General features: G+C 38.9%; 19 protein-coding genes. 7 read left to right on the top strand and 12 right to left on the bottom strand.

The genetic code is table 11. The features are described from left to right. Nucleotides 1-43 precede the first annotated feature (43 nt). Together H5157_RS11570 and H5157_RS11565 are read right to left on the bottom strand one after the other, a co-directional pair. The gene (locus tag H5157_RS11570) at nucleotides 44-424 is read right to left on the bottom strand and encodes a DUF3192 domain-containing protein (protein ID WP_024596200.1); all 381 of its coding nucleotides are present in this window, start codon (nucleotides 422-424) and stop codon (nucleotides 44-46) included. A gap of 185 nt (nucleotides 425-609) precedes the next feature. Further along, nucleotides 610-1,554, bottom strand: a complete 945-nt coding sequence (locus H5157_RS11565) for a D-2-hydroxyacid dehydrogenase (RefSeq protein ID WP_182712855.1) — start codon at nucleotides 1,552-1,554, stop codon at nucleotides 610-612. A 389-nt stretch (nucleotides 1,555-1,943) separates the two neighbouring features. Between H5157_RS11565 and H5157_RS11560 the strand changes: the two genes are divergently transcribed. Both H5157_RS11560 and H5157_RS11555 read left to right on the top strand, forming a co-directional pair. Then, nucleotides 1,944-3,077, top strand: a complete 1,134-nt coding sequence (locus H5157_RS11560) for a 1-acyl-sn-glycerol-3-phosphate acyltransferase (protein WP_182724716.1) — start codon at nucleotides 1,944-1,946, stop codon at nucleotides 3,075-3,077. A 105-nt stretch (nucleotides 3,078-3,182) separates the two neighbouring features. Next, nucleotides 3,183-3,428 carry a DUF1289 domain-containing protein gene (locus tag H5157_RS11555; protein ID WP_008170756.1) on the top strand — a complete coding sequence of 82 codons (246 nt, stop codon included), beginning with the start codon at nucleotides 3,183-3,185 and terminating at the stop codon, nucleotides 3,426-3,428. Here H5157_RS11555 and H5157_RS11550 read toward each other — a convergent pair. Continuing rightward, nucleotides 3,425-4,123, bottom strand: a complete 699-nt coding sequence (locus tag H5157_RS11550) for an ABC transporter substrate-binding protein (RefSeq protein ID WP_182724713.1) — start codon at nucleotides 4,121-4,123, stop codon at nucleotides 3,425-3,427. The two genes, H5157_RS11555 and H5157_RS11550, sit on opposite strands and share 4 nt — an antisense overlap. A gap of 119 nt (nucleotides 4,124-4,242) precedes the next feature. On the opposite strand from H5157_RS11550, the gene H5157_RS11545 reads away from it, so the two are divergent. Genes H5157_RS11545 through H5157_RS11535 form a run of 3 tightly spaced genes read left to right on the top strand, consistent with a single transcriptional unit; the run spans nucleotide 4,243 to nucleotide 9,390 of the window. Next, nucleotides 4,243-4,446, top strand: coding sequence for a DUF3283 family protein (locus H5157_RS11545; RefSeq protein WP_002962585.1), 204 nt, complete (start codon nucleotides 4,243-4,245; stop codon nucleotides 4,444-4,446). A 14-nt stretch (nucleotides 4,447-4,460) separates the two neighbouring features. Next, complete coding sequence (locus tag H5157_RS11540; RefSeq protein WP_182724712.1) at nucleotides 4,461-4,862, top strand: GNAT family N-acetyltransferase; 402 nt, start codon at nucleotides 4,461-4,463, stop codon at nucleotides 4,860-4,862. A gap of 25 nt (nucleotides 4,863-4,887) precedes the next feature. Further along, nucleotides 4,888-9,390 carry an EAL domain-containing protein gene (locus H5157_RS11535; protein WP_182724711.1) on the top strand — a complete coding sequence of 1,501 codons (4,503 nt, stop codon included), beginning with the start codon at nucleotides 4,888-4,890 and terminating at the stop codon, nucleotides 9,388-9,390. Between the two features lie 16 nt (nucleotides 9,391-9,406). On the opposite strand, the gene H5157_RS11530 is transcribed toward H5157_RS11535, so the two are convergent. Next, nucleotides 9,407-10,360, bottom strand: coding sequence for an ion transporter (locus H5157_RS11530; RefSeq protein WP_182692458.1), 954 nt, complete (start codon nucleotides 10,358-10,360; stop codon nucleotides 9,407-9,409). Beyond that, entirely contained in the window at nucleotides 10,360-13,029 is a 2,670-nt protein-coding gene (locus H5157_RS11525; RefSeq protein WP_039488310.1) for a bifunctional acetate--CoA ligase family protein/GNAT family N-acetyltransferase, read from the bottom strand. Before H5157_RS11525 ends, H5157_RS11530 begins: the two co-directional genes overlap by 1 nt. Before the next feature lie 114 nt (nucleotides 13,030-13,143). Here H5157_RS11525 and H5157_RS11520 point away from each other — a divergent pair, with 114 nt between their 5' ends. After that, a complete protein-coding gene (locus tag H5157_RS11520) occupies nucleotides 13,144-13,860 on the top strand; it encodes an SIMPL domain-containing protein (protein ID WP_182671393.1) in 717 nt (238 codons plus the stop codon). Nucleotides 13,861-13,868: 8 nt separating this feature from the next. After that, nucleotides 13,869-14,312: a hypothetical protein gene (locus H5157_RS11515; protein WP_182712849.1), complete on the top strand. Its 444-nt coding sequence runs from the start codon at nucleotides 13,869-13,871 to the stop codon at nucleotides 14,310-14,312. Here H5157_RS11515 and H5157_RS11510 read toward each other — a convergent pair. The 7 genes from H5157_RS11510 to proC form a co-directional block, all read right to left on the bottom strand. Beyond that, nucleotides 14,295-14,963, bottom strand: coding sequence for a hypothetical protein (locus H5157_RS11510; RefSeq protein ID WP_182724710.1), 669 nt, complete (start codon nucleotides 14,961-14,963; stop codon nucleotides 14,295-14,297). The two genes, H5157_RS11515 and H5157_RS11510, sit on opposite strands and share 18 nt — an antisense overlap. A gap of 90 nt (nucleotides 14,964-15,053) precedes the next feature. After that, nucleotides 15,054-16,889, bottom strand: coding sequence for a DUF885 family protein (locus tag H5157_RS11505; RefSeq protein WP_182724709.1), 1,836 nt, complete (start codon nucleotides 16,887-16,889; stop codon nucleotides 15,054-15,056). Nucleotides 16,890-16,968: 79 nt separating this feature from the next. Then, on the bottom strand, nucleotides 16,969-18,105 hold the full coding sequence (gene hemW, locus H5157_RS11500) for a radical SAM family heme chaperone HemW (protein ID WP_002962575.1): 1,137 nt from the start codon (nucleotides 18,103-18,105) through the stop codon (nucleotides 16,969-16,971). Then, entirely contained in the window at nucleotides 18,102-18,701 is a 600-nt protein-coding gene (locus H5157_RS11495; protein ID WP_039488314.1) for an XTP/dITP diphosphatase, read from the bottom strand. The genes hemW and H5157_RS11495 overlap by 4 nt, the downstream gene beginning before the upstream one ends. A gap of 4 nt (nucleotides 18,702-18,705) precedes the next feature. After that, the gene (locus H5157_RS11490) at nucleotides 18,706-19,149 is read right to left on the bottom strand and encodes a DUF4426 domain-containing protein (protein ID WP_182724708.1); all 444 of its coding nucleotides are present in this window, start codon (nucleotides 19,147-19,149) and stop codon (nucleotides 18,706-18,708) included. Between the two features lie 60 nt (nucleotides 19,150-19,209). After that, nucleotides 19,210-19,743, bottom strand: coding sequence for a YggT family protein (locus H5157_RS11485; RefSeq protein WP_002962568.1), 534 nt, complete (start codon nucleotides 19,741-19,743; stop codon nucleotides 19,210-19,212). 26 nt (nucleotides 19,744-19,769) lie between these two features. Next, entirely contained in the window at nucleotides 19,770-20,591 is an 822-nt protein-coding gene (gene proC, locus H5157_RS11480) for a pyrroline-5-carboxylate reductase (RefSeq protein WP_039488316.1), read from the bottom strand. Nucleotides 20,592-20,595: the final 4 nt, after the last annotated feature.

Genomic DNA, 20,595 nt, shown 5'->3' with positions numbered 1-20,595 from the left:
TATTCATATATTGGCGTTTTTGTATCGAACTACTTTTTATTGGTTACTGCGTGATCATACCTAAAGCGGTGTCACCAATGCCCACCAACTTATCATTTTTAAATACAAGTGGCGTACATTCATCTTTTGTTGTTTTTGAATCTGAATGCTTGCTATGCGTTACATAAAAAAGTACTTGGTATACATCATCATCTTTTTTTAATAGCTCAGTGAAATTAGGCGTTTTTAATTGCGTTAAAACAGACTGATAGCTGCTATCCATTTTTAGCTCCGATATAACTTCACGATTATTTTTATGCTGTGCTTGCCAGCTTGATGAGTTTTTCCCTGCCCAATGAGTCTCAGCTTCGCCATCTGACACGGCAATAACACAGCCTGTTAAAAATGGAGCGATTAAAGCGGCTGCTAAAAGTGATTTTTTCATTTTTATTTACCTTAATAAGATTTTTAATTGGTTATTAACTGTATTAAAGCAAAGAGTAGACCATATTGATAAGTTGTTATGAATCAGTTTGTTAAGTGAGTTAAGCTGTTTTTATCTAATAAAATATTAAATATATTAGTAAAAACAGCCACTTTTTAGCTTATTTGATTACTACAATAAAATGATTAAACCAAGCGGTTGCGTGATTCACCTTTAGTAAATGCCGCAATATTCAAACTTACTTCATTAATTAAACGCACAATAGATTCAGTACTTGCCCATGCAATATGTGGAGTAAGTAATAAGTTATTGCCTGTGTAATTAGCAAGTGGATTTGAAGTTTCAGCAGGTTCTTTAGTTAGTACATCAACACCCGCTCCAGCAATTAGGTTTTGCTTAAGCGCTGTTGCTAAGTCGGCTTCGTTAATAATACCACCACGTGCTGTATTAATAATTATAGCGCTTGGCTTCATCATTTTAAGCTCATTAAGTGCGATTAAATCACGTGTTTCATCTGTAAGCGGGCAGTGTACGCTGATTATATCGGCTGTTTTAATGACGTCTTCAAAAGGCGTACGACCATCGCGACATTTAACCCCTTTACGCTCTGCAACAATAACATTAGCGCCAAATGCCTCAGCCACTTTAGCAACGCCTTTGCCTAGCGTACCGCCGCCTATAATGGCAAATGTTTTACCTTGCAAGTCGTTAAAGCTGTAATCGAGTATGCAAAACATTTCACTTTTTTGCCATGCGCCTTGCTGGCAATCCGCCTGATAGCGGTGGGTGTTACCCAGTAAGTTAGTAATTAAAGAAAATGTATGTTGAACAACTGAAGGGGTTGAGTAGCCAGCTACATTAGTTACGGCAATACCAAATTCTTTAGCGGCTTCTAAATCAACATTATTAGTACCGGTTGCACTTACGCAAATTAATTTCAGTTGTGTTAGCTGACTAATTGTATCGCGATTCAAAACTGCTTTATTAGTGATTAATACATCAGCGCCTTGGCAATGCTCAATAACTTGCTCTGGGCTGGTAAGTTCATAAGTCGTTAATTTACCAAGTTGTTCTATACACGAAAGAGATGTTTTAGCTAACGTTGCGTTATCAAGAATAGTAATGTTCATTATGAGCCCTAAAATAAGTGGATCTGAAAGAGTTAAAATCGTAAAAAAGAGGCTTACGATCCATCAAAAATCTAAAATATGGGCTTAAGGTACTACGAAAGAAAGGCTTTGTTAATGCTATTACTACCAAATGATTAGAGGGCTATGTAGTAGTGGTCTGCCCACTAGCAGATTGAGAACATGGTATTTTGCTAGACTGATCAGTTTTTTTGCACTTATAAGCAAGCCTGTGGTCATAGAAGGTAATTAAACTCGGCTTTAAAGCAAGTTGCTAAAATAAAAAATCGTTTTTTTGGTTATTTCGCATTTTAGATTGGCTGAGTTATAATCGGATATAGACATAAACGGTGCGCTTTAGCGTGCCGTTTTTTAACATTGTAGATGTAGTAATGAGTGAATTAGAAGATAAATACGCAGATATACGCCCATACAACGACGACGAAGTTGCGGCGTCGCTTACACGTTTGATTAACGATGATGCGTTTATTGATGTAATAGCAAAGTATAATTTACCGCGCTTTTTATCGGCAGTGCCTTTTATTGCACGTCCAATGGTAAGAAGTCAGTTACGCAAAAAATGGGGCAAAGTAAGCACCGTTGAAGATGTGCAAAATGAAGTGGCGCAATACTTAGATAAACTAGTGAAGCGCACCACATCAAAAGTTACCTTTTCTGGGCTAGATCAGTTAGACGCTAATCAGGCCTATTTATTTATTTCAAACCACAGAGACATAGTGCTTGATCCTGCATTAGTTAATTGGGGTTTATATCAGCATAAAATGAAAACAGTGCGTATTGCTATTGGCGATAATTTATTGCAAATACCTTACATTACGGAGCTTATGCGTTTAAATAAAAGTTTCATTGTTAAGCGCTCTGCTAAAGCACCAAAAGAAATGTTAAAAGCATTAACCCAGTTATCGTCATATATCTATGACTCTTTAATCGGTGGAAATTCTATTTGGATTGCACAAAAAGAAGGGCGTGCAAAAGACGGTTTTGATCAAACAGATCCTGCCCTTTTAAAAATGTTGCAATTAAATGGACGTAAACAAAAGAAAGAATTTGGCGATTATATTAAAGAGTTAAAAATAGTGCCTGTTTCTATTTCTTATCAATATGAACCGTGTGCAATTGCTAAGGCTAAAGAGCTTTATCATAAACAGCATCATGGTGAATATATTAAGGCAGCGGGTGAAGATATTGCCAGTATTGTTGAAGGTTTTAGTTCAGCTAAAGGGCATGTGCATTTAGCATTTGGACAACCAATCGAATCTAAATGTGATAGTGCTGAAGAGCTTGCTAAAACAATTGATAGGCAAATTGTAGATTCGTTTTATTTGCACCCAGGTAATTACATTGCTGGTGGCTGTAAAGAGGCGGTAATAGACTCTCCAGATACAGCGACGTTTGAACAGCGTTTAGCCTGTGTACCAGAAGAGTTAAAACCGTTAGTGCTGGCCATGTACGCTAAGCCATTTCACCGTAAAACAGAGATAAATACCAATAGCTGTGAGTATTAATAATCCCAGCTCAACAAAACTAAGCAGCAATTAAATTGCTGCTTTTTTTTTGCTCAAAAATAACGCTATACTAATACCTCCTCTTCAACTGGGCGGTACTTATGCATGCAACAAATTGAAATATTTGATATTCCAAGTCCTTGCAAAAGTATTTGCTTAGTTAACAACAGAGGGTATTGCAAAGGGTGTTATCGTAGTCGGGATGAGCGCTTTTCGTGGAATACCTTATCGAACGACCAAAAAAAGAAGGTGCTTAGTTTGTGCCAGCAGCGCTACAAGCGCTATCTTCAAAAAAAGCAGCAAAATGCAGTGCCAAGCACGCAGGCGCAGCAGCAAGGGTTCGACTTTTAAAAGCTTAATCCATATTTGGCTCTTAGTGCGTACACAGTGCCATTGTTAGTTAGGTTAATTAATGACATTTTAAGCTTTTCTACTAAGTTTTCATTACGTTTATTTAAATAATGATAAAGCGGATAAGTACTCAATACTTCTTTTACAAAACAGCCTTGAGGTGACGGGAGCTCATTATTTTGCATTATAAAGTTAATCATCAAAGCTCCCTGTACTTTTTTCTGAGCAAGCAAATTAAGTTGGGTATTCATGCTTTTAACTTTAATAATATTCCCTGCAAACTGTGTGCTTGCTAAATAATGTTCTTGCACAGGGTAGCCGTCAACAATTGCGACGCTATCGAGCTGTTCTAAACTGTTAGGTAAACAGTTTTTATATAATACTAAGTCAAACTTAAATAGCTCATAATCGACTCTAATTAAGTTTTCGTAATTTTCTTCAACGCTTGCATCTCTTCCTAACTGCCCATCAAGTACGCCATTATTTGCAGCGAGCAAAGCATTTTGGTGACTAAAATCGATTATATTTATTTTAAAACCGATATCTGCGTATGCTAACTTTAATAGCTCTAAGGCATAATCAGCTTGAGGTGTACTTTGCGGACGATTAAAAGTGAGGTTGTATTGATGACTAAAACAAGAGGCACTAAAAAATAAATTTACCAATAATAACAAGATACTAAAATGTCTATTCATTATCAGTTCCAATTACTACAGAAATAAATAAAATAAGACGCGTATAATAACAAGGAGATTACCTCTTGCCCAGTTTAGAGGGGGAATCAAATAATCTTAAAAGCGAATGAGGAAGTATTGTGAGTTTTAATTTATGCCTATTACCACGTGAAGAAAAATATCAAATTCAGTTAGATTATGAAGCGTCTTTTTGGGCGTATCAAATTAAGCGTAATAAAAAAACGAGAGAGCAAGTTTACAACACAATCCACAGCCGCCCAATGGCAGAGCAAATGGTTTTGAAACAAAAATTTGAACAGTATTTAGCGCTAATGCTTAGCTAAATATCGATATAAAAATGTATAAAGTTGAAGTGTTAAATGAACTAAAAACCCCACTTGTGAATAAATTTTACAAAAAGCACAGCGTAAGAGGGCGTGCTAATAAACAAGATAAGGTATGGGTTACTTACTATAATAATGAAATAGTGGCAGCATGTAGGTTACAAGATAAAACAGAGTTTTTATTTTTATCTACCATGTTTGTTGCGCTGGAACATCGCGGTAAAGGGATTGCAAAACAATTGCTTTCAACACTCTTAAAGTCGCAAAATAGAGAGATAAAGACCTTCGCATATGAAAACGTAGCTGATTTATATTACGCTATTGGTTTTAACCAGGTGTTAACATATACTCTTGCTTTACAAGTACTTTTTGATACTTACAAACATCGAAATATAGTCGCTTTAGAGTACCCATAATAATAAATAATAATATGGAATAAGCATGAGTAAATGCGTTAATGGGATCATTAGTTGCTTTGTAGTTTTAATAACTATTCTAAGTTGCCAAGTAGGGGCACAAGTAAAACGTTTATCTCCAAGCGAAGGCTTATCGCAAAGCTACGTTAATACAATGCTTATAGACACTAACGGTTACCTTTGGCTTTCGACAGAGGCCGGGCTTAATCGTTATGATGGCTATCAAGTTATTCCAATAAACGGCCCTAATGGTGAGTTAGAAGAGGCGATCATCGATCGTATTTACCAAGACCCTCAAGGGCATATTTGGATTGCCTCTTTACTTGCAGGCCTATTTAGATACGACCCCGTAACAGATTCATATCAGCAATTTCTAGAAAAACCGACCAGTGAAGAAGAAATTATCAATCAGTCTGTTTTTAGTATGGTGGCCGTTGATAAAAAAACACTTTGGATTGGGCGAGGCCGCGATTTTGCAAAGCTTGATATAGCAACCGGAAAAATAACAACTATTTTTGAGCTTCCGGCTAAATATAAAAATACCCTTGTGAGAAAGCTGTTTGCCTACAATGGTTATATATTTATAGGTACAAGCCATGGTGCATACGTATTTGATATTGCCACAGAGCAAGTTAGACCTCTACAGCATTTAAAAGGTGAAGCTGAACATATTTACCAAAATAATGTGAAGTCGTTCGCATTAGGTGAAAATAAACAGTTGTTAGTAGGGGCGGTACAAGGCTTATACGAAGTTGATATTAGTAACTTATCAAAAATGTTTGAACGCCCAGATTTACCTTTTAAAAGTAAAGTATTACTAAGTGATTTAAATGTTTGGAGCATAGTAAACGAACACGGAACAATAGATTTAGCTACCGACAAAGGCTTGTTTAAATTTGATTTAAACACAAAAGAGATGATTAAAAATACTCGAATAGCCAAAAGTAAGTACACACTTGCCGATACCAGTATTATTGATATGGCTAAAGATAAATCGGGTGGTACATGGGTTGCGACTAAGACTGATGGAGCGTTTTACTTATCTCACGACAGCTATCATTTTAATAACGTCGATGGCACTTTGCTCGGGGGGGATGGTTTATCACATCACTCTATCTGGGGGATTACCGAATATAAAGATAAGCTTTGGCTTGCAACGCATAACGGTATTACCGAGGTTGATTTAAAAACAAATATTGGTAAAGCTTATTTAAAAGACTACGAAGTCGACTTACTCACCACTGAGTTTACCGTATATGAAATAACGCCCTATAAAGATAATTTATGGCTTTATACAAACCGTGGTTTATTTATTTTTGACCCTGTAACGCATCAAGTTAGCGAACCAAAAGTGCATAACCCTGCTGATCAAGAGCTGATTACTGGTAGAGTGCATGGCGTTACACTAATGCCAAATGGCGATCTATACTTTGTGCACTCAGATCATGGGGTATTTATATACAATATAGATTCTCAAGTAATAACGCGTCTGGGTGGCCAGTTTGACCAGTTTGAACCCTTTTTAGCTCATGGCTTTTTACCCGCGTTGAGCAATAAGCCAGACTCGCCACTATTTTTTAATGCTGGAATTTTATATCAAGTAAACCCAAGTGATTTAGCACTTAAAATGATTTACAAAGTGCCAAAGCAGCACGAAAACGTAGCCATTAGCGTGCTTTCTTATTTAATTGATAACAACAATATATTGTGGATATCACTTTCTAATTTTGGCTTGATAGGCCTTGACGCATCTACTTATCAATTAGTACATACAATCGATTTAGAGAAGAATAAATTAGGCACATTGCTTTACGATATGGTGCTAGATGATGATGGCATGATCTGGATGAGTAGCCATAAAGGCATTTGGCGATTAAACCCAGAAACACTTCATTTTCAACAATTTTCTACGTCAGAAGGGCTACTCTCTGCTGAGTTTAATAGTAACGCCATGGTACAGCTTAAAGATGGCCATATTGCGTATGGTAGCTTAAAAGGTTTTACTTATTTTCACCCAATGGAAAACCAAAATTACCAGTCACTTATTGATCACGTAAATATTACGCGAGTTGATTTAATGTCACGAGATCTATCGCTTGATTTAAAACAGCCTCTTAACGAGGTTGTGTTAAACCATGATGATATTGGGCTTGAAGTGGCATTTTCGGCTATGGCATTTAGTAATCAAGAACGCATTATTTATGAGTATCAACTCGATAACGGACAAAAAAGTTATACTCGAAATAACAACCGCGTATTGTTTCCAAAATTGAATCCAGGTAATTACCAATTAAAAGTTTGGGCTAAAGACCCCCTGACTGGCGAATATACCTCGCCTGCTATTTTAAAAATAAAAGTAAAGTATCCGCTTTGGCGTGCACCTTATTTTATGGTGCTTTACGCCATGCTGTTTATTGGTTTTGTTGCTATGTGGGTTATGCGCCGCAATAAAATTCAGCGTATTTTATTGGCAGCAAATAAAGAAAGTAAAGAAAGCGAAGCGCGTTTAAAATTAGCACTTGAAGGCAGCGAATCGGGTGTCTGGGATTGGGAGTCGAGCAACCCAAGCATTTACCAACCCCGCTTAGCGAGTGAGTTAAGCTACGAAAATGAAACCGTAAGCCTTGATGAATATTTATCTAAAATTCATCCGCAGGACAAACAGCTATTTCGCTTAGAGTGGCTTGAATTTTTATCTACCGATAAAGGCTACTTTAATTGTACCTACCGCCTGCGCCATGCAAAAGGCTATTGGCGCTGGTATAAGGACTTTGGAAAAGTAGTTGAGTGGGATGATAAAACACCACAAAAAGTAGCGGGTACTTATACAAATATGACCCGTGAGATGGTGTTTGAAGAACACGCTTTACTATTTACGGCAGCATTTGAGCAAACACGTGATTGGGTGTTTATACTCGATAAAAACTTAAATATTCGGGCTTCTAATAAATCACTGCAAACCGCCTTTAACTTCTCCGCTGAGTCGTTATCTAGCCGGACTTTAAATTTAGGTATATCGCGCAGCAATCGTTTTGATTATTTACGCATTATGCAAAAGCTATCTGTTGGGGAGCATTTTTCGTGCGAAGACAGTGTGGTTTTAGCTAATGGTGAATCGCGTCATGTACTTGTGAAAATAAGTGCAGTGGCCGATAACGAGCAGCGCCTTAATAGTTATGTCATTATTTTAACCGATATAAACGCACAAAAATCAGCTGAAAACGAGCTGCACCTATTGGCCAACTACGATGCCTTAACTGGGCTGCCAAATCGTACATTATTTAATGACCGCGTTGAACACGCCCTTGAACAAGCAAAACTGCATGGATGCAAAGTGGCTTTGTTACATATCAATATTAAACGTTTTAAATACTTTAATGACTCATTAGGGCACGAAGCGGCTGATGAGCTAATTAAAGAAGTTGCTGAGCGCTTAAAGTACTCTTTGCGAGCATCGGATAGTGTTGCGCGATTTGGTGGCGATGAGTTTGTCGTGTTAGTAGAAGATATTCATCAGATAGAGCAAGTACTTATAATATGTACTAAGTTGATGGATTGCGTGAATCAAAATATTGCGATTAATGGCCAAGTTGTAAACGTTAATTTAAGTATTGGTGTGTCTATATCACCAGATGATGCACAGCAAGGCTCTGCGCTTTTAAAAGCTGCGAGTATAGCGTTATATCATGCAAAAGACTCTTTAGAGGGGCGTTATCAGTTTTATAAGCAAGAGATGAATCAGCATGTTCAAAGAGCGCTGCATCTTGAGTCTCAGCTAACTAAAGCGTATCAAGAAGAAGAATTTTGTAATTACTACCAGCCTATCATTAACGCTGAAAGTCAAAAAACAGAAGGCTTTGAAGTACTGCTGCGTTGGCCTGAAAATAAGCTTGTGCAAACTCAAGAGTTTTCGGTGGCAGCAGAAGGTATAGGCCTAATTACAAAAATTATGCTGCAGACTTTTGCGCGCGCTTTATTAGAGCTAAAAGAGTGGCGAAAAGCCTCACCTAGCCTGTATTTATCTATTAATTTATCGGCTCTTGATTTTGAGTTTAAAGATCTTGTTCCTGAAATTAAAAAAGCGTTAAGTAATTCAGGAGTGTCGTCTGAGGCAATTGTTTTTGAAATAACCGAATCAATATTAATGCGTGATTCAAAAGAAGCGCTACACAGCATGGAACAACTTAAAAAGTTGGGCTGTAGATTGTACATGGATGATTTTGGTACGGGTTACGCATCGCTTACTTATTTAAAGCGTTTTCCTATTGATGTATTAAAAATAGATAGAAGCTTTGTACAAGACATAGGCATAGATTCTGACGATGAAGCTATTATTCAATCAATACTCGCGCTTGCAGATAGTTTAGGTAAAGAATGTGTAGCTGAAGGCGTAGAAAGCTCGCACCAACTCGCCTTTTTAAAGGCGCGAGGATGCATGCATTTTCAAGGGTACTTATTTAGTAAACCGGTACCTAATACCGAAGTACTCCCGCTTATTAATCGCAATTGGAGTGATATATTTAATTAATAATAGCAGTACTTGTTTAAGGCCTTTTACCGCAGTGTCTGCAAAACAAATGGCTGTTATGCTCATTTAACTGCGTTTTAATGGCCTTATTAGCTTCAAGTTTACTCAAGCCTAGCTTATGGCGTAGCTCTTCTAGGTGTACTTGTTGGGTGTCATTAAGTGTGCCATCTTGAATTGACTCGTGCACAGCGTCTTCAAAAAACTGACGGCGTTTACGTATCTGTTCTGAAAAACTAGACGCCAGTAATCCGGTAGGAATAGCGACCATACCCATGCTCAGTAGTGTGATAACGCCACCGAAAAACTTACCCAATGGCGTTATAGGTACTACATCGCCATAACCAACGGTCGTTAGTGTTGCCATTGCCCACCACATAGCCGCAGGAATAGAGCCAAATTTATCGGGTTGTATATCGTGCTCAATTAAATAAATTCCGCATGAAGCTAAAATAAGCACAACGGCCATTATAAAAAAAGCAGCCATTAATGAACTACCTTCATCGTTAAAGGCTTTTAAAAGTAGTTGCATGGCGCGTGAGTAGCGAGTGAGTTTAAATACTCTTAATAATCTGAGTATGCGTAAAAAACGTAAATCGAGAGGAAATAAAAACATCATTAAGCTTGGCAAAATCGCTATTAAGTCGATTAACGCAAGTGGTGATAAAAAATACTTTAATCTGCGTTTACTGTTTGAGCCTTCCATTGCTTCATATTGTGTTTTATCTACACAGGCCCAAAGCCTGGCTAAGTATTCAATAGCAAAAATAGCGACCGATACAATTTCTAAAACTAAGAATTCGTAGTAATACTGCTCTGCCACACTTGGGATTGACTCAATAACAATGGCTACAACGTTAATCATTATTAAGCTAATGAGTGCAATATCAAGAATATGCCCTGAACGTTGATATTGACCTGTACCTTCAAACAGGCAAGCCATTTTTTGGCGTAAAGTTTGCGGTTCATTCATTATTTAAGTTTAAGTACCATGTTAATACTGCCTTCTTCAAAGTCGCGACTAATTTTAAAACCTAGCTTACGGGCAAGTTCAATCATCCCTGTATTCTCTGGTAAGGTTATGCCTTCAATCGACTCTACACCTTGGCGTTTGCAGTGATTAATTGCAGCGCTCATTAGTATACGACCAAGCCCTAAGCCTTGGCAGTCTGAGCGTACTACAATAGCAAACTCAGCATGTAGGTTATCGGGGTCCATAATGACGCGAGACACACCCAGTGTACGGGTTTTACCTTCAAAGCGTTGGCACACAATAAACGCCATTTCACGGTCGTAATCAATTTGCGTCATTTTAGCGAGTTGATCGTGGTTAAACTGTGGAAGCTCGCCAAAAAAGCGTTTATATCTGTCTTCTTTGTTAAGTGACTCGTCAAATACTTTATGGGCTTGTTCATCTTCCGGTTTTATCGGTCTGAGCGTAGCTTGAGTGTTATTTTTAAGTGTTACCACTTCAACAAGTTCAATAGGGTAGGGACGAATAGATAAGCGCTTACGATTGCTCTGAGCTTGATAGCGGTTAAGTGTCATAGTGGCATCGAGCACTAAAAACTGCCCATTGCTGGCAAGTATAGGATTTAGTTCCATTGAGCTTATATCGGGTTGATCAATAACTAACTGAGAAATACGCGTTAGCAGTGCACATAAACGATACTTATCAACTTTCTCGGGGAGTATGCGCTCCTTTAATACGCCTTTGTCGTGCGCTGCGGCAATTAAATACTTTGCCAAGTTCATATTCAGTGGAGGCAGAGCAACGGCGGCTTGTGCATATTCAAGGCCGGTGCCTGCTTCACCTAATAATATAACTGGGCCAAAATTAGGCTCGGTTTTAATTGCAATTCGCAGCTCATTTGCGCCTGCTCGCGGCGCCATTTTTTGTAATGAAAACCCTTCAATAACAGCATCCGGATAAGTGTTTTTAATACGGATAAGCATCGCAAAAGCAGTTTGTTCAACCTCGTTGGCGTCGTTTAAATTAAGCACCACCCCACCTACTTCAGACTTTGAGGCAATACTTGGACTAATCAGTTTTAATGCGACTGGAAAACCAAGCTCTATGGCTTGCTCTTTGGCTTCTGTTGGGGTGTAAGCGACCTCAGTTTGAATGCATTTAATACCATAGTGGTTCAATACTTGGCTTGCCTGATGAGTAGGTAAGTAGCTTTGTCCATCATCTAAAAACTCATTAATAAGGGTTCTAGCTGCCACCTTATTTATTTTAGCGTCATCAGTGTTCGACTCAGGTGTTTGCGTTAAATGCTTTTGGTTACGACGATACGTTACCAAGTGCATAAATGCGCCTACAGCCCCTTCGGGCGTACGATAAGTGGGTATTGCGTTGTTTGAGCACACTTTTCTGGCGGCGTAAGATGCGTCTTCACCCATAAAGTTAGTTATAACGTAAGGGCGCGCCATTTTGGGTAATGTTTGTAAGGTTTCTACAATAATGTTGGCGTAGTCTTCGCTGGGCGCAAGCGCTGAGGGAGTATGGATAATCAGTAAGTTTTTAACTTCTTTTGCGTGCAGTAAAATTTCTAATGCTTGCTTATAACGCGCAGGTGCTGAGTCGCCAAAAATGTCCACAGGGTTTGAGGTGGTTTCTGATTGTGGAATGACTTTATTTAGCGCATTTCGGGTTTCAATGCTTAGTTCTGCTAATTTACCGGAGCTTTGAATTAGCTCATCAACAGCCATAACACCCGGGCCGCCACCATTAGTTAAAATTGTCAGTTGTTCTACTTTTAATAATTTTGGATGCATGGCGAGTGTTTGTGTCGCTGCAAATAGCTCTCGTAAATCATTTACACGCAGCATACCCGCTCGTTGAAATAACGCATCGTAAACAGCGTCAGAGCTTTGCTTTCCACCGGTGTGAATTTCGGCTGCAAGTGCGCCCGCAGTTGTTTTACCTGTTTTAATCGCAATTACAGGCTTACTAAAGGCCGCGGCTCTTGCTGCTGATATAAAGCCACGAATATCTTCAATGTTATCTATGTAGAGTAAAATAGCTTTGGTTTTAGCATCACGACCTAAAAAGTCGAGTAGTTCATTAAAGTTTATATCAAGGCAATCGCCTACTGATACAAAATATGAAAAGCCAATTTCTTTGTTTTTAGCCCAATCTAAAATGGTTGAGCATACTGCTGCTGATTGCGATACAAATGCTATTTTACCTGGGCTTGCCACGGTATGTGAAAAGCTCGCATTTAAACCAATATGAGGGATCAGCAAGCCTAAACAGTTGGGTCCAAGCAAAGTAACTTGCTTGGCTTGAGCACATGCTTTAAGCGCGCTTTTTTGCTCCCCAGACAGCCCATCGGCAATAACAATAGCGGTTTTACAGCCAAGCTCTCCAAGCTGCTCAATAATATCAATTAAGGTGTTTTTGTTAGTACAAATAACAGCAAGGTCGGGTACTTTTGGTAAGTCAGCAATAGAAGGGTAAGCAAGTACGCCATGTACTGCGCTATGGCTTGGAGTAACAGGCATTATCGGCCCTTTAAAGCCACCTTGAAGTAAGTTGCGCATAACCACAAAACCAGCCCGAGTTGATATGTTAGAGGCGCCAATAACGGCCACTGAGCTTGGGTTAAAAAATTGGGTTATACGCTTAAGGCTCATGGTTTTTCCTAGGCTGATTAAATTTTGCGTTATTTATAGTCTCAATGTACCCTGTTTACTGTGTTATTTCGAGCGTCTCGATGCTTATTATTGATATCAATCAAGGAGATTATTGTGAATAAAAACCCCGGTTTTTACATTGTTATAGCGGCTATTTGTTTAAGTATAGGCTTAATTAGCTTAGGGTTTATTTTAAAAAGTACCGCTTTGAGTGTGAAAGGGATGGAACGTACTGTGCAGGTTAAGGGATTGGCCGAGCGAGAAGTAATAGCCGATACGGTAATTTGGCCTCTGCAATTTAGTGATGCCGACAATAACCTTGAAAAATTAGTAAGCCGAGTTGAGAAAAAAAATGATGCGGTAACTGCTTTTTTAAAACTCCATGGTTTTGACGACGATGAAATAACAATAGGTAGCCAGTCAGTTATTGATAAGCAAGCACGTGAATACAGTAATGAAAATCAACAATTTAGATACATAGTGCGCTCAAATATTATTGTTTATTCTGCTGCGCCAGATAAAGTGCAAAACGCGCTGAGTAAAGTAAGCCAACTTGCTAAACAAGATATCGCAATAGTGCAAGATAGCTACGAAACAAAAGTTGAATACATCTTTACTGGCCTCAATGATGTAAAGCCTGCGATGGTGCAAGAAGCAACTGAAAAAGCGCGTGAAGTCGCTAATAAATTTGCTAAAGACTCTAATTCAAAATTAGGCAAAATAAAAACAGCTCGCCAAGGGCAATTTAGTATCAGTAATCGAGATTCAAACACACCGCAAATAAAAAATATAAGAGTGGTAACCAGTGTTGAATATTATTTAAATGACTAGGAAATAATATGTCAGAGTCTAAATATGGTCAGTTTGTACTGGCGCCCCGTTCGTATTTTTTCACTGCTATAGCGAGCGTAGTATTTGCGTTTATAGGCTTTAGTTATAATGCATGGCGGATGGAGGCAAGTGAAGATAACAACAATACACGCATTGCTAGCTTTCAAATCTTACAAGAACTAGCCGAGCTTGAGCTTATTGTATTTGCGGCACATTACGATAATAACAAAATAGATGGCAGCCCCAGAAAAGGCTGGGTTAAAGTTAACTTAATTCATGACTTAAACTACTTAGCCGTTGATGAAGTACATTTAAAAACAAAAGACTTACAAAAGGTCTGGCAAACAAATTGGCCAAATATGGTTGATCACCAAAGTGCTGCGCAATCTATTACACATGCCATAGACAGAGTGCGTACAGAAGTTGTGAGTGAATTAAAGCGCCTTGATTAAGTGAGCAACTTGCGCCGTTGAGCGTTGCAAGTAAGCGGCGCTCAGTAAAATTGTGGTCTCGTTAACTTTTTGCCTTTTTATTACGTTGGCAAGCTGTTGTTTAGCGTTAGGATTTTGTTTTTGCTCTATTTCCATTAATGCTAACAAAGCTGAAAATTCATACTTTACCGGTGTGCTAGGTTTATTTGCATAGGCTATGTAGCAGGCAACCGGTGTTAAGCCATGAGAGTTGGGCTGCGCCAGCGCTTTAGCTAACTCATCATTTGATTCAAACAACATCAAAGAGCGCACATAGTTAAATGGCAGCTTTGTAGCATCGGCATGCTTAAACACATTGTGCAGTACGTTATTTCCTTGTGTATCTTGTACTAAAAAGCCTTTATTTACTTTCAGCGCAGGGGTAAAAAAGCTCAATGCGTCAATATTAGTGAGTTGATTAATAAATGGAGAAGGCGCTGTGTTAGAGCTTAATATCCGCGTTGCTATGTTTTGCATAAAGTTATACTTAACACTTAACCGTTGGGCGCTGTCATATAAATGGTTAAGCTGCAAAGTTTGCTGAGCAGGGCTTAACTGCTTAAAGTCGTTATCGAGCTCATTTAACTGTTGCTTTGAAATACGCGCATTAAGTAGTTGTATGCTTAAATCCATTATTATTTCCAAAAATCTTTTTTACTACTATAAAACAAAAAAGGCCGCAAATGCGACCTTTCATATTTAAAGCAATTGTTTAAATTGGTTTTAAGCTTTTTTGCTTGCTACCCATTCATTAACAAAGTTCTCTAGTACATTTAGTGGTACAGGACCATTTTTAAGCACTACGTCGTGGAACTGGCGAATATCAAACTTATCACCCAGTTGCTTTTTAGCGTCTTCACGAAGCTCTAAAATCTTAAGCATACCCACTTTATAAGCCGTTGCTTGTGAAGGCATTACAATGTGACGCTCAACCATTTTAACACCGTCAGATGTTGCATTAGGCGTGTTATTTACGTAGTAATCAATACCTTCTTGGCGAGTCCACTTCATCGCGTGAATACCCGTATCAACCACTAGACGACATGCGCGCCATAGCTCCATTGAAAGACGACCAAAATCTGAGTAAGGGTCTGAGTACATGCCCATTTCTTTAGGAATGAACTCTGAGTATAAACCCCAACCTTCAATATACGCTGTGTAACCACCAAATTTACGGAACTTAGGAACGCCTTCTAGTTCTTGCGAAATAGCGATTTGCATGTGGTGACCCGGAATACCTTCGTGGTAAGCAAGTGCTTCCATTTGATATGTTGGCATAGCTTCCATGTCATAAAGGTTAGCGTAGTAAATACCTGGGCGTGAACCATCTGGAGCTGGCTGTTGGTAAAATGCCTTGCCCGCTGCTTTTTCACGGAATGCTTCAACTGCTTTTACTTTTAAATCAGCTTTTGGTTTAACAATGAATAACTCATCTAAGCGTGTTTTCATTGTATCAATAAGTCCAGTGGCTTCATCAAGGTAGCGTTGCTTACCTTGTGCATCATTAGGGTAGTAAAATTGTTTGTCAGTTTTCATAAACTGCATAAACGCTTTTAAGTCGCCTTTAAAGCCTACTTTATCTTTAATTTCACGCATTTCATCATGAATACGTGTCACTTCAGATAAACCAATTGCATGAATTTCTTTAGCCGTTAAATCTGTTGTCGTAGTGCGCTTAAGTGCGTTGTTATAAAACGCTTTGCCATCTGGTAATTTCCATGCGCCATCGCGATCATCAGCACGTTTCTCAAGCTGCGCTAGGTAATTAATTAGCTTAGAGTAAGATGGTTTAACAGCCGATTTTAATGCATCTGATGCATCGCTGATTAACGAGTCTTTTTCGTCTTGGCTAATTTCAAGCGCTGTTACTTTGCGTTTAAAGTCAGCAAGCAATGTAGAATCATCGCCTTTTTCAAACGGTGCACCGTGAATAATGTTTTTGCTTGAATCAATAACATGCGGGAATACAAATTTAGGGGCTATGATGCCTTTTTCTGCACGTACAGTTAAATCAACGATAAGCTGATCAATAACACCAGTTACACCATTTAGGCGTGAAATGTAGTCTTTAGCTTCTTTTACATTACTAATTGAGTGCTGATTAATTAAAAACGCAGGGATCATAGAATGCGTACCAAACATTTGGTTCACAGGGTAATTATGGTAGCGCCATTTAAAGTCAGCAATTGAGCTTTCAAGATCCTGTTTTTTTAAGTCGTAGCTAACTTTTGTTGCATCATCTAATAGATCACGATTAATTGCTTTTAATGCAACTAGGTCAGCTTTTGTTTGTGCTAAATCTTTAAGCTTTCTTTCTTCGCTGCCATCGTCCCATTTATCGTAATCTTGCTTAATCCCCATGTATGTTTGATATACAGGGCTGCTCATTACATCGCGGTTAAATGTATCTTCAAAAAATGCATTGGCTTTGTCTATTTCACTTTGTTGTGATTGAACTGCTTGTGCAATAGGGGCTGAAGTAGATTGTTGTGTTGTTTGCTGGCAGCCAGCAAGTAGTGCAACGCTTACTGCGGCCGCAATAAAAGTGAGTTTACGCATTGTTTTCCCTTTTGTTGTTAGAAACCCATTAGGGTGATTTATATTTATTAGTTTTATATTGTTGTGCAGTGCCTTAGCGCTACACAAACAATTCTAGCAGGTCATTTAAAAAGCGATGACCTTTTAAGGTTACCTGCCAATGGCTGTCTGTTTGAGTCAATAAACCTTTATTTATTGCTTGGTTTAATGCACTTTGCTGACTTTGCAGCGGCAGTGTTGTTAGTTTATTAAAATCATTAATTGGGCAAGGCTCAACAAGGCGAAAGCGATTCATAAAAAATTCAAACGCTAAATCGTCCTGCTCTACATGCCAGCTTTTATACATATATGGTTTAATTAAATCCATATAGCCGCGTGGATGTTTAACCTTTTCGGTACGCGTTATAAGCCCTGTATTTGCATCAGTAACCTTACCATGTGCGCCGCAGCCAATACCGAGATAATCGCCAAAACGCCAATAATTTAAGTTATGTTGGCATTGATAGCCCGGTTTTGCATAGCCCGATATTTCGTATTGCACGTAACCTGCTTGCGCGAGTAACTCAACCCCTTGTTCTTGAATGTCCCACAGTGTTTCATCTTGTGGCAAGGTAGGGGGCTTTGAAGCAAACTGAGTATTGGGTTCAATAGTTAGTTGATACCAAGATATATGCGGTGGATCGAGCGCTATTATTTGTTTTAAATCACTCAGAGCATCATCAAGTGTTTGCCCAGGTAAGCCATGCATTAAATCAAGGTTAAAGCTATTTAAACCGGCTTCTTTAGCTTGTTGCGCGGCATAGTTTGCCTCGTCGCTGCCATGAATCCGACCAAGTGCTTTTAACTTGTCGTTTTGCATGCTTTGCACACCGATAGAAATACGGTTAATGCCTGCTTTTACGTAATCTTTAAAGCGACCTGTTTCTACTGTACCAGGGTTGGCTTCAAGGGTGATTTCGCAGTGTTCTTCAAGCCCAATTAGGTTGTCGACTTCATTTAATAAACGGGTATAAGCTGCACCAGTTAATAAGCTTGGTGTGCCGCCACCAATAAAAATGCTGTGAATTTTACGTCCTTGCACTAAGTGCAAATCTGCTTTTAAGTCATCAATTAAGTGTTGAACATATTCAGCTTCAGGTATTTCACCTTTTTGTCCGTGGCTATTAAAATCGCAGTACGGGCATTTTTGCACGCACCAAGGCACATGCACATATAAGCTCAGTGGTGGAAGGTTCACAGGCCGCCTTTTTGCTGTAGTTCTAGTAATAATTTTTGCAGCGCTTGTCCGCGATGACTCACTGCATTTTTTTGCTCTTTTGTAAGCTCAGCACTCGTACAATTTTTCTCTGCTACAAAAAACACAGGATCGTAACCAAATCCACCGTTGCCATTTTGAGTGAGCGTAATTTCGCCCTCCCAACTAGCACTACAAATAAGCGGAGTAGGGTCGTCTGCGTGGCGCATTAACACCAGTACACACCAAAAACGTGCACTGCGAATAGGATTATCACCTAAATCTACGAGTAACTTATCAATGTTATCTTGATCGCTGGCACCTGGGCCTGCAAAACGGGCTGAGTAAACACCGGGTGCGCCATTTAGGCCATCAACTTCCAAACCTGAGTCATCGGCAATAGCAGGCATGCCAGTAATTTTAGCAGCATGGCGCGCTTTAATAATGGCATTTTCAACAAAGGTAGTGCCGGTTTCGGCAACTTCACCTACGTTAAAATCGCTCTGTGGAACTACATTAATATTCAAAGGGCTTAGCATGTTAGCTAGCTCTTTTACTTTGCCAGGGTTACCTGTAGCAAGTACTAAAGTTTTGGTCATGTTATTAATCTACGTAAAATTTTTGCTGAAACTGTAATTTTTGAAATTGATTACTTTGTTGTATTTCAATCTCAAAGCGTAAAATCTCTTCGTTGGTGTAATCAACTTGGGCAAGGTAATAAATTGACTCACCTTCTTTTACTTCTTTAAAAGTAAGCGTTTGCTTGTTGCCAAGTAGGTTTTTAGCTGTGCCTGTAATCTTTGCCGTTTGGGCTGTGTTTTCGGCATCATTTTTTAAAACAGAAATATTCAAAATGCCTTTGTATCCGCTTCGCTCAAGGCCATACGCTTTTGCTATTTTTGGCTGAATAAAAGTAGAAGGAAAAGCGATGTAATGCACTTGCCAAGGGCCAAGCTCTTTGTATTGTGCGCCCTGCATTTCTTCGCTTTGCGCGTTAAATGCAAATGCTAAACAAGCAATAAAACAAAACTTAATTAAACGGTTCATTATGTATTCCTCAAAACATATAAAAAAGAGGCCTTTGGGCCTCTAATTAAAAAATCTATATTAGACTAAAAAATCCATAAGCAGCATTTGCAAAAACTGAATACCAATAATAAGCACTAAAACTGATAAATCTAAGCCACCCATTGATGGTAATATTTTACGAATTGGTTTTAGCATTGGTTCAGTAAGCTGGTGGAAAACCGCTTCTATAGGGTTATAACCTTGGCTAACCCAACTTAAAATAGCGCGAATAATAAGTACCCAAAATACTAAATTAAGGCCTTCTTTTAGTACCGTTATAAGTGCTTGAATAAGTACAGGCTGTATTGCCCACGCATTATATATAACAAGCATTAAAGTACTAATTTTGGCTACAGCCACTATAAATGCCAGCAACAGAGATGCTAAATCAAGTCCGCCAAACCCCGGAATGATTTTACGCAGTGGTTTTACCGCAAACGACGTGGCTTTAACCACAAACTGGCTCATTGGATTATAAAAGTCGGCTTTTGCCCACTGCAGCCAAAAGCGCAGTAATACCACCATTAAAAACAAATCAAACAGGGTACTGATTAAAAATTGCATGGCATTCATAGTGTAACCTTCAATAAAAAGTGGTTTTAAAGTTCTTTTTCCATTTGCTCTGCACGCGCAATACACGCATCCATTGCATCGCCAACGGTTTTAGTTAAGCCTTCGTCTTTTAAGTGCTCAACAGCTGCGTGAGTAGTGCCGCCTTTAGATGTTACGTTTGAACGTAGTTGCGAAATACTAATATCAGGCTGGCTAAGTGCCATTTCGGCAGCGCCAAGGGCTGTTTGTTGTACCAGGCGACGAGCGTCTTCATCGTTAAAGCCCAGCGCTTTTGCTTTTTCTTCTATGGCTTCCATAAATAAGAAAAAGTAAGCAGGTGATGAGCCGGTTACAGCAATAATATCGTTAATTTGTGACTCTTTTTCCACCCATACAACAATGCCCGTGCATTCAAAAACTTGTTGTACAAATTCGTGTTCGCTTGGTGTTTCGCCCGCACCATATAAACCTGATACTCCGCGACCTAATAAAGATGGCGTGTTTGGCATGCAACGTACCATTTTAACGTCTTGGCCTAGCATTTCACGCAAACGTTTTACAGTTAAGCCCGCCGCAACAGAAATAAACAGTTTATCGCTAAAATCTACGCCCGACTCTTGAAACGATTTACATAAATCGCCCATCATTTGTGGTTTAACAGACAAAACAATTACATCAGCATCGCGCAGGGCTTCGTTATTGTCACTGGTGGTTTGCACCTTGAAATCAAATGCTACCTTTTCAAGCTTTTCTTGGTTGCGGTTAGTCGCAATTATGTTACTTGCGTTAAAGCCGTTTTTTACCATGCCACCAATAATGGCGTAGCTCATATTACCTGTGCCTATAAATGCGATTTTTTTATCTGACATAAAT

The sequence above is a fragment of the Pseudoalteromonas sp. SG43-3 genome (assembly GCF_014164385.1).
GTDB lineage: Bacteria > Pseudomonadota > Gammaproteobacteria > Enterobacterales > Alteromonadaceae > Pseudoalteromonas > Pseudoalteromonas distincta.
Note: the sequence above shows the minus strand (reverse complement) of the source record. Positions and strands in the feature narration are given on the sequence as shown.